A 12,151-nucleotide genomic window follows, 5' to 3' on the forward strand; every position below is an offset into this window, starting at 1 on the left:
TTCTAAGAAGACTTTGTCTTCAATCTGCAAAAAACGATTCAGAAATTCTTCTGAATCGTTTTTTTGATTAGAAACCAAGCCAGCCCTTGAAGGTATCCCAGGCGTTTTTCGCTTTTCCTGGAATATCGGCCTCGTCGATTGCTTTTTTCGCATCATCGACCATATTCGACGCCTTTTCTTTGACATCCTCAAAGAAACCTTTGTCTTCTTTGCTATCTGTTTCTGTCGTTTCTTCTCCGACTGGCGCAATGCCGTTTTCAGCATAAGAGTTCTTCACCGAGTCAAACTGGGTACCGTCTGTATAAGGCAGGACACTGTTGGCAACATTGCGGAAGATCTCGGACGCCGTTCCAGCACTACTGTCCGTCAGGTAGTGATTTTCATCGGTCGTTGGGAAACCAAGCCATTGACTGATGACCACATCTGGCGTGTAGCCGATCACCCATTGGTCTCCAGAGAGGTCCTTGTTAAAGCTGGTCTCTGTCGTACCGGTTTTCCCTGCCATAGTATAGCCATAAGGCGCAGCGTTGACCCCTGTACCATTACTGAAGGTTCCCAGCATCATATTGGTCATCTTATCCGTTGTGGATCCACTAAGCACCCGGGTTGATTTCTGACTGTGGCTCTTGACCACTTGGCCACTGGCATTTTCGATCTTGGTAATGAGGTGGGCATCATTCATGACCCCGCCATTGGCAAAGGTTCCATAGGCTTGGGCCATCTGCATCGGATTGGTTGTCACACCAGCTCCCAAGGCAACAGCAAGCGACTTATCCACCTTATCCATGTTGAGACCGAATTTTTTTCCGTACTCAAAGACAGTATTGAGGCCCAATTCATTAGCGGTCGCCACTGCTGGAAGGTTGAGGGATTCTGCCAAGGCCTGGTACATCGGTACCGTTGGGCTCGACTGGATTCCTGCATAGTTATTGACTTCATAACTTCCGTATTGGGTGGTACTATTATCCAGTTCCTTATTGGTCGACCAACCTTCTGCAACAGCTGGACTATAGACCACCAAAGGCTTGATGGTCGATCCCGGACTACGGGCAGCCTGGGTGGCATAGTTGTAAGTACGGAAACCTGGATTTTGATCGCTTCCGACGCGTCCTACGAGAGCCCGAACCCCCCCGGTCTTAGGATCAAGGGCCACACTACCGGACTCTGCGCGCGTGCCGTCTTCCGCTACCGGGAAGAGGGCTGTATTGTCATAGATTACCTGCATGCTTGCTTGGTAATTTTGATCCAGCTCGGTGTAGATCCGGTAGCCATTTTTGACAATATCTTCTTCGGTGAGACCGTATTCGTTGACCGCTTCATTGATGACCGCATCAAAATAGGATGGGTAGCGGTAGTCCTCTGACTTGCCTTCATAGGCATCGACTAGCTGGCCATGGATATCAACAGCAGCAGATTGATCGGCTGTTGCCTGGTCAATATAGCCAGCCGCTACCATATTTTGAAGGACCGTATTGCGGCGGTTGGTCGCATTCTCTACTGAATAGAGCGGGTTATAGATCTCCGGTCCCTTGAGCATGCCTGCGAGAACCGCTGACTGATCTAGACTTAATTGACTGGCTGAAACCCCAAAATACTTTTTGGAAGCATCCTCAATCCCCCAAACCCCATTTCCAAAATAGGCATTGTTGAGGTACATGGTGAGGATCTCTTTTTTACTGTATTTCTTATTGATTTCAAGTGCCAGGAAGAATTCCTTGGCCTTGCGCTCCACCGTCTGGTCTTGGGACAGATAAGCATTTTTAGCTAGCTGCTGGGTGATGGTCGACCCACCACCTGAGCGACCCAAAGTCAAAATGGCTAAGAAGAAGCGACCATAGTTGATCCCACTATTCTTGTAAAAGCTCCGGTCCTCTGTTGCGACCACGGCATTTTGCAGATTCTCACTAATGGCATCGAGTTCGACATAGGTTCCTTTTTGCCCGGTCAAACTTCCAGCCTGGTCGCCATTCTTATCATAGATAATCGTCGTCGCCTTGAGTGCATTCTGCAAATCCTTGACGTTGGTCGTCTTAGCAAGATAGAAGAGATAGCCCCCTGTCAAGAGGCTAAAGCCTAGCCCAATGATCAGGAGAATCTTGGTCAAATGGAATCGGCGCCAAAAACGACGGAAGGGGTGCTGAGAGAGAGGCTTGCTTCTGTGCTTGCCTGAGCGACTATAGGTCGGCTCTACTGTCTCTTCCGGTAGTTCCGTGCCTGGCACTTCTTCTGCCACCGCTTTGGGCGGATGATCCTTTCTAAAAAAAGTGATCAGGTTTTCAAATAATTCTTTTATTCTATTCATACCTGTTATTGTAACACCTTATCCTTGTCCTAGCAAGAAAAGATAGCTCATCCACTTCTCCCATTTAGTTTTCTTTAAGCTTAGATTTTGCTACAATAGGGTCATGAACTATCAATTTACCATTCCACAATCCTTTCCCCAGATGACTGTGAAAGAGTTGCTTGAGGACTACTTCCTCATTCCCCGTAAGATCCGGCATTTTTTACGAACCAAGAAGCACGTCTTGGTCAATGGCGAGACCATCAACTGGCAGAGCCCCGTTCAAAAAGGAGACCAGATCCAGCTGATCTTTGACGCGGACGATTACCCTGAAAAAGAGCTCCCATCCGGAGACCCGAGTCTGGTCGAAGAACTCTATCAGGATGAGCATGTCATCATCGTCAATAAGCCTGAAGGCATGAAAACCCATGCTAATGAGCCGACAGAAATTGCTCTTCTTAACCATGTTTCCAGCTATGTTGGATCTACCTGCTACGTCGTGCACCGCTTAGACAAGGAAACCAGCGGAGCAATTTTATTTGCCAAAAATCCTTTTATTCTGCCCATTCTCAACCGCATTTTGGAAGATAAAAACATCCAACGCGAGTACTGGGCCTTGATCCAAGGTAGCTTAGCACAAAAAACCATCGTCTACAAGGATAAAATCGGACGCGATCGCCACGATCGGCGCAAGCGCCTGGTCGATCCACGCAAAGGTCAGTACGCAGAAACCCAGGTGACGCAACTGAAAAAAATCGGGCGAAACAGCCTGGTCAAATGCCAGCTCAAGACGGGGCGTACCCATCAGATCCGGGTGCATCTCTCCCATCATGGGCACCCGATTGTCGGGGATCCTCTCTATAACCCTGAACGCGGAGAGCGACTCATGCTCCATGCCCATCGCTTGACCTTCACCAATCCATTAACCCTTGAAACCATCCAAGTCGAGGCCCCTTCTAAGAGTTTTGAAGAAGGGTTGAAAAAATGAGAAAAGAACCGAAATAGTCTTCTTAGAGACTTTCCTTAAGTGAGTACGGACGTCAGCGAACTTCAAAGAAGTTCCATGACTTAGTTTTGAGCCCCAGGTCTCAAAACTCCCGAGTGCTTGAAATTCTAATATTTCAAGCACTTTTCTCACTGCGTAAAGTCTCCAGTCATAATCGAATATTTCAAAAGATAAAAATCATTTTAAACAATTGACAGAATCTCTCATTTTATTTTAAAAACTTATCTGCATTCAAAAAAGAAGCCACAAAAAGAGGCTGGACAAAAACTGTTCAGCCTTTTTATATTTGATAGAAATAACTGTATGACGCAGTGGTTGATTGGCATCTTTGTTCGCTTTTTAAGCTCCAAAGATGACCTAATCAACTGCGCGGGGGTGGGAAGACGAACTCTTTTTAACTAGTCAGAGTTCTTTCCCACTCCCTTTTTATTATTGATAGCGTGGGGTTGCAAATCCACGAATATTGCCATGTCCGATTCGGTAGGTATTGCGACGGACTTGGTTGTTGGAGTTTCCTTCAATGGTGTGAATGATCCCATTTGAGACGCTCTCGACAATTCCGATGTGATCCGCAAAGCCATTGTTTTGTTGGGTATTTTGATCCCAGTTAAAGGTGATGATGTCCCCTGCTTTTGGTGTAGTGGTACCATCTTCATTCCAGATGCCCAAGCGTTTGAAAATCTGGATGTGACGTTCGACTCCACATTCACGGCCAATCAAACCGCTCAAACCTTCCCGCTGGAAGACTGTTGTGACAAAGATATCACACCAGTCATCGGTCGTCTTCACTGCATAACCAACCGGAAGTGGTTTAACACTGTTATAATCATTGACCAATTGATGGTGAGCTGCAGTGCCGCCACGAACGCCCACTAGACTAGCTGCTGCCCGTAAGACACGGTCCCGTTGTCCATTCGTTACACGAGGACTAAAAGCAGTTTGATCTACAGTCGCACGGGGATGAAGGGCTGTTTGACCAAGGTTAAAGCCTTCAACGCCACCATCGACATAATCCACATAGACGTGAGTGGTATAGTTGCCTGATTGGTACTGGTGATTTGCTGCAGAGACCTGCACTTCTGTATGCATTCCAGAAGGTGCTGTTGAATACCAGAAAAGATTTTCTTGGTGTGCTTGAGACCAGGCTGCGACACGGATGTTCTTAATCCGACGGCCCTGAGGCGCTTGATCCACCGTTACCGTATAGGTTCCAGCACCAGAATTAACATTCTTGATCCCTGTTTGTGTCTTCGTCTGAGCATTTCGGAATTCAACTTCTGTAGTCGTTGAACCGACACCCACACGAGAACCATCATTTTGAATATAGTAAAGGTGAATATGGTACTTACCAGTAGAGTTTTTATGATCGCTCGCTTTGACCGATACCTTGTAGTCTCCATTTGATTGACGAGTCGCTTCATACCAGCGAATATCGTCTTGGCCATCCTTATCAGACCAAGTTGGGACTTGAACCGTCCGCACACCTTTAGGACTGTAGACATCCTTGATGATGACGTCAAAGGTACCCGCATCCTTGTTGTTGTTTTGGATTAAGAAACTAGCAGTTGGACGTGACTGATTTTTGAAATCAATAAAGGCTTTCTTGACAAACTTGTTTTGTCCTTTGGCATCTACATAGAAGACTTGCGCTTCATACTGGCCATCAGCGTTTTCGTGGTCACTAGCTTTGGCTGTTACAGTATATGAGCCATCTGCTTGACGAGTTGGAGTGTACCAGATGATATCTTTCATTCCATTGGCATGAGACCAGAATGGAATCTTCACTTCTTTATAACCATCGAAACCTTGAAGGTTCTTAGCTGTAATAGTGAAAGTCCCGTCTGACTCTGATTTTGTAATGGTCAGATCGGCTGACGGTTTAGGAGCTGTGTAGTCAATAAAGGCTTTCTTGACAAACTTGTTTTGTCCGTTAGCATCCACATAGAAAACTTGCGCTTCGTATTTGCCATCAGCGTTTTCGTGGTCACTAGCTTTGGCTGTTACGGTATAAGAACCGTCTGCCTGGCGAGTCGGAGTGTACCAGATGATATCTTTTATCCCATTGGCATGAGACCAGAACGGAATCTTCACTTCCTTGTAGCTGTCGAAGCCTTGGAGGTTCTTAGCTGTGATGGTGAAGGTACCGTCTGACTCTGATTTCGTAATGGTCAGATCAGCAGATGGTTTAGGAGCTGTATAGTCAATAAAGGCTTTCTTAACAAACTTGTTTTGACCTTTAGCATCCACATAGAAAACTTGCGCTTCATATTTGCCATCAGCGTTTTCGTGATCACTAGCTTTGGCTGTTACAGTATAAGAACCATCTGCTTGACGACTTGGAGTGTACCAGATGATGTCTTTCATCCCATTGGCATGAGACCAGAATGGAATCTTCACTTCTTCATAACCATCCAAGCCTTGAAGATTCTTAGCCGTAATGGTAAAGGTGCCGTCTGACTCTGATTTTGCAATAGTCAAATCTGCGGAAACCGGAGATTCCTGTTGAGGAACACTCTCATTTCTTGCTGCTACCACTCGTGCGCGTGCGCCATATGGTGCACGACTAGCTACCACAGCTGGTGCTGGTTGCTCTGATACAACCTTGTCGCTAGTGCCCTTGTCAGAAGACTGGTTATTGCTAAGAGTCGGTGTGACAGGTGCTGCCTCTGTTGCAACGGTATTTTCTGTCTGAATACCTTTCTCAACTCCCACTTCTTCGCTCGCGGTATTCTGTGCTTCTGATGAAGTTGTTGTTGCAACGATAGCTGATGTATTTTCTGGTGTTTGATCAGACGCATGTTGCTCATCGGCTTTGACTTGTTGTGTCGAAAAAGCCAACAAAACGGCTGTCCCAGCATAAAAAATAAGATCTTTCTTTTTCATGTATCTTCCTTACAATTTTTTATACGGTTGTACCCACATAGTAGTATTATAGCACAAACCGCCGGATCAAGAAACAATATCATGAGAAGAATCCTATTTTTAAAGAAAACAGAAGGCCAGATTGGCCTTCTGATTAGCTTATGCAAAAATTGAGAAGAAAGGTGCTCCAAGCTTGTTATCCATCGGGTCCTTACTCTTAATAGAGTGAAGATAATTGATGGAGTACCAGCCGTTGTTGCCGCTATTATATGGATCGCGAACATAGGTTCTTCCATTGTCATAACCATGCAAGACCAATTCATGAGTATAAGGATCACTAGTAAATTGGCTATTACCTACTGCAGCAAGTACATGCTTGCCAGCCATGAGGGCTTCTGCAATGCCTCCAGCTCCATTAATCAATTGGCTCTTCAAGCCCCAGTTACGAGTGGCAGCTACAATCCCATCAGAATCTGTTCCTGCTTCACCTTTGTTGAATGAATCAGTATTGTTGTAGAGATAATCAGCTACTGTTGTTGGCAAAATAGTTCTACCAAGGATATCTGTGAAGGTCATAGCAAGAGAGGTTGGCACACAACCTGACTGATCGACATTGCTCACACCATAATATTTCCCAGCCCAACGAGGATCCCGTTGAGAATAATAGGTTGTTTGTGGATTCACCTTTTGATTTCGTGGAGACAAGGCTGTCTGACCGAGGTTAAAACCTTCAACTCCCCCATCTTTGTAGTCTACATAGACGTGAGTGGTATAGCTGCCCGCTTCGTTACCGTGATTATTGGTAGAGACAGTGATCTCTGTGTGCATACCTGTCGGTGTTGCGGAATACCAGTAAAGATTTTCTTGATGAGCTTTAGACCAAGCTGCGACACGAATATTCTTAATCTGACGTCCCTGAGGCGCTTGATCTACAGCTACTGTATAAGTCCCGTTCGTTGCATTGACATTCTTGATAGAAGCCTGCGTCTTAGTCATGGCATTTCTAACTTCTACGTCTGTTGTTGTGGTACCAATACCAATCCGAGAACCATCATTTTGAATGTAATAGAGGTGAACATGGTACTTACCAGTAGAGTTTTTGTGGTCACTAGCTTTTACAGATACCTTGTAATCTCCGTTCGCTTGGCGTGTTGCTTCATACCAGCGAATATCGTCTTGGCCGTCCTTATCAGACCAAGTAGGAACTTGCACAGTCTGCACCCCTTTAGGGCTGTAGACATCCTTGATGATGACATCAAATGTCCCCGTATCCTTGTTGTTGTTTTGAATCAAGAGAGTGCCGGTTGGACGAGATTGATTTTTGTAATCAATAAAGGCTTTCTTGACAAACTTGTTTTGGCCTTGAGCGTCCACATAGAAGACCTGCGCTTCGTACTTGCCATCAGCGTTTTCGTGGTCACTGGCTTTGGCTGTTACAGTATATGAACCGTCTGCCTGGAGAGTTGGCGTGTACCAGATGATATCTTTCATCCCATTGGCATGAGACCAGAATGGAATCTTCACTTCCTTGTAGCCATCGAAGCCTTGAAGGTTCTTGGCTGTGATGGTGAAGGTCCCATCTTTTTCTGATTTTGTAATGGTCAGATCAGCAGATGGCTTAGAAGCTGTGTAATCGATAAAGACTTTCTTGACAAACTTATTTTGGCCTTTAGCATCCACATAGAAGACCTGAGCTTCATACTTGCCATCAGCGTTTTCGTGGTCACTAGCCTTAGCCGTTACAGTATATGAACCGTCTGCCTGGCGAGTCGGAGTATACCAGATGATATCTTTCATCCCATTGGCATGAGACCAGAATGGAATCTTCACTTCCTTGTAGCCATCGAAGCCTTGAAGGTTCTTAGCCGTGATAGTGAAGGTGCCGTCTTTTCCTGATTTTGTAATGGTCAGATCAGCTGCGACAGCATTGGCCGGTTTTTTCGCCGTATAATCGATAAAGGCCTTTTTCACAAATTTGTTTTGACCTTGGGCGTCTACATAGAAGACCTGCGCTTCGTATTTGCCATCAGCATTTTCGTGGTCACTGGCTTTGGCTGTTACAGTATAAGAACCGTCTGCCTGGCGAGTCGGAGTATACCAGATGATGTCTTTCATCCCATTCGCATGAGACCAGAATGGAATCTTCACTTCCTTGTAGCCATCGAAGCCTTGAAGGTTCTTAGCTGTAATGGTGAAGGTACCGTCTTTTTCTGATTTTGCAATAGTCAAATCAGCTGACACTGGTGTCTGATTTTTCTTTCCAATGGCTACTGTCGTCGTTGTTCCGCCCACACCCGTCATTTGTCCATTATTCTGAACATAGTAAAGATGGACATTGTAAAGACCGGTTGAGTTTTTATGGTCCGCTGCTTTTACATTGACGGTATAGGTCCCATTGGCTTGACGGTTGGCTGTATACCAAACAAGGTCATCTTGACCACCTGTTTCTGACCAGATTGGGACAGAAACGGTTCGAACTCCATTTGGCGCCTTAACATTTGAGATGACAACGTCAAAGCGGCCCGTCATAGTATCGTTATTGACAATGTCAATCTTCCCACTTAAGCTGCCTTCTGTTGGATCCGCTGCAGGTTTTGCGTTCGCTGTAAAGCGACCGGTATAGTCCACACTGTGGTCAAAGAGGTGTTTTCCTGGAAGCAATTCCGCTTGAGAAGTGAACTGCCACGCGCCAGCTTTCCCATTGTAACGCAAGCTTTTCGCATCGTTTTCAGACAGTTTTGGAGAAGGGTATTGAGCAACCCAGAAATTCTGAAGCCCAAATTGAGCGGTGTTGACAGGACCTTTCTTTCGAAGGTTGTTTTCATCCAACCAGCTGGCACTGGTGTAGAACATCAAGTTGGTGTAGCCATTTTTGCGCATTTCGTCAGCCCAAGCTTGGGTGTTGCGGTTAATGTTTGGCTGCATCTTGGCATCCTCAAAGTCATTGACCATGAGGGTGTTCTTTGGCAAACTCAAACGTTGTGCAGCTGCAATGTAGAATCGCGCTTCTGCACGCGCTGCTTCCTCAGAAGTATAGCGAGAGAAGTGGTAGGTCGATACTTGCAGACCAGCTGCTTGCGCATTGCGAATTTGGTTTTCCGCATTCGGGTTCTTGTACCAAGTATCTTCTGTCAATTTGACAACGACACCGCCCACGCCCTTATTAGCTAGGGTACGGTAGTCGCCAATACTAATATCACCGTTGTGACTACTCACATCAACGAATGATTTTGGCTGAACCGCTACATCTGTTGAGCGACCAGCAGGAGCGTGAGCACCTGTATTAAAGAAGGTCGTGCTTCCTGTATCAGACGGAAGAGGGATTTCTTCTTTCTCAGTAGTCGATGCTTCTACAGCTTTCTCTACAGATGGTGTACGACTGTCTGTAACAGTGGTACTGCTCGCAGAAACCACAGGCTGCTCGGTCACATTTGCTGGTGCAGCATAGTTACTTGCGACAGGCGCTACAGTCTTTTCAGCAATGGCTACTTCTGGCGCTGTTTCAGCTTGGACTTGGTTACCTTCAGTAGTAGCTTCTTTTGAAACCAGCTCATCTGCACTGACTCCCTGAGCAGATACAGCCATCAAGACTGCCGCTCCAGCATAAAAAATAAGATCTTTCTTTTTCATATAAACTTCCCTTTATACAAATTTTATACGTTAATCATTTTACCACACGCTTTCAGCGATGAAAAGTTTTATGAGGCAAATTTTTAAAATTAGTGATATTTTTTTGAAAAACTAAAAAAAGAAGTCCGTCTGACTTCTTTTGATCTTATGCTAAATGTTTTAAGGCCGTCTTTAGATAGTGACCCTCTCGAATTTCCTGACCAACACGCTTGGCATTGTCCACCAAGTCTTGGTAATCAGCATCTGAAAGATTGTCGATTATCTCCTTCAAATCATGAAGAGACTCTACTGCAATCCCACAGCCCTTCTCAAGCACAAAGTGAGACAAGGCTGACTGTTTCCAAACCACAAGCGGGAAGCCCGATGCTAGATAAAGTGACGCCTTGTGAGAGTTGTTGTAGCGAAGATACTCGCCAAAGACACCACTACAGGTTTCTGCACTATCCCCATCCCAGACAAGCCCAAAACCACCCTCAAGGGCTGCAGGAAGTTCATCCGGTAGGAAAGAACCAAAGTAGGTCTCGTTTTCAAGTGCTCTACTCTCGTCAAAACCGACGCCATAAAGGTTATAGGCAGGTTCTGCAGGAAGACCATAGAGATATCCAGCTTTTTCCTGGGCCAAATTACCTGCCACAATCATCGGCTGGTCTTTTGTTTGGCCACTCTTCTCTTGGAAATTTGGAATCAAATAGTCGAAAATGCCCAGGCTAACAATCTTATCTTCCGCAATCCCTTTATCCACCAAAACAGATTTCATCACCGGGTTGTGGGCAATGATCCCATCAGCCGCTTTGAGAAAACTTGCTTCTTGAAGGAACATCCGAATTCTGTGTTTTAAAGGTAGTGACGTCATATTGGCATGGCGGAGCACTTCTAGGTCATGAATCAAGAGATAGACTTTAATCCCTCTTTTTTGTGCTTTTTTAACCAAATGGGTTGAGAAAAAACTATGGTGAAGCATTGGAAACTGGATCAGCAACTCATCTCCTTGCTTTAGTTGATCCAAGGCTTGACCGAAAGCCTTCGCCTTATGGCGTTGAGCCACAAGGGTACTCATCTGATACCAATTGTCGACAGAAAGGACCAAAGGATGATAGCCTTCTTCTTTCACAATACTTTCTACGTCATTGCGTGCTTTATTTCCTGCGTTCTTTGCGTTGACATCATGCAGGAATTCTTCTTTTAAGTAGTATTTCATAGATTATGGTTTCTTTCAATCAAACTCATTTGCTACGACTTCTAGAGCACGCTCAATGACCACGTGCATGTCGTAGTATTTATAGTCTGCTAGCCGTCCACAGAAGATGACCTTATCATTTTTAGCTGCTTCTTCTTGGTACTTGGCAAACATAGCGTTGTTCTTTTCATCATTGATTGGATAGTAGGGTTCATCTCCTCGTTTCCAGTCAGCTGGGTATTCGCGGGTGATAACTGTCTTGGGTTGTGTACCATACTCGAAGTGCTTGTGCTCAATGATACGAGTATAAGGAATCTCACGCTCTGTATAGTTGACGACCGCATTCCCTTGATGATTTTCTTCATCTAAGATTTCGTGTTCAAAACGAAGACTACGGTACTCCAACTCCCCATGTTTGTAGTCAAAGTACTGGTCAATCATTCCTGTAAAGACAACTTTATCAGCTGAAGCTTCAAGCTCTTCACGATTGGCAAAGAAGTCAACTCCAAGTTCTACTTCTACATCACCCAGCATGTTTTCAATGATAACGTTATAGCCACCGATTGGAATCCCTTGGTAACGGTCATTAAAGTAGTTATTATCAAAGGTCAGACGAACCGGAAGACGTTTGATGATAAAGGGTGGAAGGTCTGTGGCAGAACGTCCCCATTGTTTTTCTGTATAGCCCTTAATCAACTTTTCGTAGATATCTGGACCAATCAATTTGATGGCTTGTTCTTCCAAGTTTTTCGGTTCAACATCTTTCATGTCAGCTGTTTGCTCGGCAATCTTGTCCTTGACTTCTTGAGGAGTCTTGGTTCCCCACATAGCATAAAAAGTATTCATGTTGAAGGGAAGATTGTACAGACTGCCCTTGTAGTTAGCTACTGGTGAGTTGATATAGTTGTTAAACTCAGCGAATTGGTTGACATAGTCCCACACTTTTTTGTTGGAGGTATGGAAAATGTGGGCACCGTACTTATGGACGTTGATGCCTTCAACCTCCTCGCAGTAGATATTTCCACCGATGTGATCTCGCTTGTCAATCACTTTTACTTTTTTACCACGTTTTGTAGCTTCATGTGCGAAAATGGCTCCAGACAAACCAGCACCAACAATCAGATAATCGTACATAGTAGACTCCATTATTTTTCTATTTTAAAATATATCTAAACTCTCAGCTGTATCATAGACT

At 45.0% G+C, this 12,151-nt stretch carries 6 protein-coding genes; 1 reads left to right on the forward strand and 5 read right to left on the reverse strand.

Going from position 1 to position 12,151, the window contains the following annotated elements:
- Positions 1–67 precede the first annotated feature (67 nt).
- Positions 68–2,302, reverse strand: coding sequence for a penicillin-binding protein PBP2A (gene pbp2a, locus SM122_RS06930; protein WP_324737915.1), 2,235 nt, complete (start codon positions 2,300–2,302; stop codon positions 68–70).
- Between the two features lie 103 nt (positions 2,303–2,405).
- Here pbp2a and SM122_RS06935 point away from each other — a divergent pair, with 103 nt between their 5' ends.
- Positions 2,406–3,269, forward strand: a complete 864-nt coding sequence (locus SM122_RS06935) for an RluA family pseudouridine synthase (protein ID WP_324737916.1) — start codon at positions 2,406–2,408, stop codon at positions 3,267–3,269.
- 447 nt (positions 3,270–3,716) lie between these two features.
- Here SM122_RS06935 and SM122_RS06940 read toward each other — a convergent pair whose 3' ends face one another.
- The 4 genes from SM122_RS06940 to glf form a co-directional block, all read right to left on the reverse strand.
- On the reverse strand, positions 3,717–6,170 hold the full coding sequence (locus SM122_RS06940) for a GBS Bsp-like repeat-containing protein (RefSeq protein ID WP_155170427.1): 2,454 nt from the start codon (positions 6,168–6,170) through the stop codon (positions 3,717–3,719).
- Between the two features lie 138 nt (positions 6,171–6,308).
- Positions 6,309–9,779, reverse strand: a complete 3,471-nt coding sequence (locus SM122_RS06945) for a GBS Bsp-like repeat-containing protein (protein ID WP_324737917.1) — start codon at positions 9,777–9,779, stop codon at positions 6,309–6,311.
- A 145-nt stretch (positions 9,780–9,924) separates the two neighbouring features.
- Positions 9,925–10,977: a sugar transferase gene (locus SM122_RS06950; protein WP_195327027.1), complete on the reverse strand. Its 1,053-nt coding sequence runs from the start codon at positions 10,975–10,977 to the stop codon at positions 9,925–9,927.
- A 15-nt stretch (positions 10,978–10,992) separates the two neighbouring features.
- Positions 10,993–12,090 carry a UDP-galactopyranose mutase gene (gene glf, locus SM122_RS06955; protein ID WP_125826762.1) on the reverse strand — a complete coding sequence of 366 codons (1,098 nt, stop codon included), beginning with the start codon at positions 12,088–12,090 and terminating at the stop codon, positions 10,993–10,995.
- Positions 12,091–12,151: the final 61 nt, after the last annotated feature.

Source organism: Streptococcus gingivalis, assembly GCF_035544715.1.
GTDB classification, from domain to species: domain Bacteria; phylum Bacillota; class Bacilli; order Lactobacillales; family Streptococcaceae; genus Streptococcus; species Streptococcus gingivalis.

Coding starts and splice junctions, on each gene's coding strand:
- pbp2a (WP_324737915.1), bottom strand. CDS start 2,302: ATGAATAGAATAAAAGAATTATTTGAAAACCTGATCACTTTTTTTAGA.
- SM122_RS06935 (WP_324737916.1), top strand. CDS start 2,406: ATGAACTATCAATTTACCATTCCACAATCCTTTCCCCAGATGACTGTG.
- SM122_RS06940 (WP_155170427.1), bottom strand. CDS start 6,170: ATGAAAAAGAAAGATCTTATTTTTTATGCTGGGACAGCCGTTTTGTTG.
- SM122_RS06945 (WP_324737917.1), bottom strand. CDS start 9,779: ATGAAAAAGAAAGATCTTATTTTTTATGCTGGAGCGGCAGTCTTGATG.
- SM122_RS06950 (WP_195327027.1), bottom strand. CDS start 10,977: ATGAAATACTACTTAAAAGAAGAATTCCTGCATGATGTCAACGCAAAG.
- glf (WP_125826762.1), bottom strand. CDS start 12,090: ATGTACGATTATCTGATTGTTGGTGCTGGTTTGTCTGGAGCCATTTTC.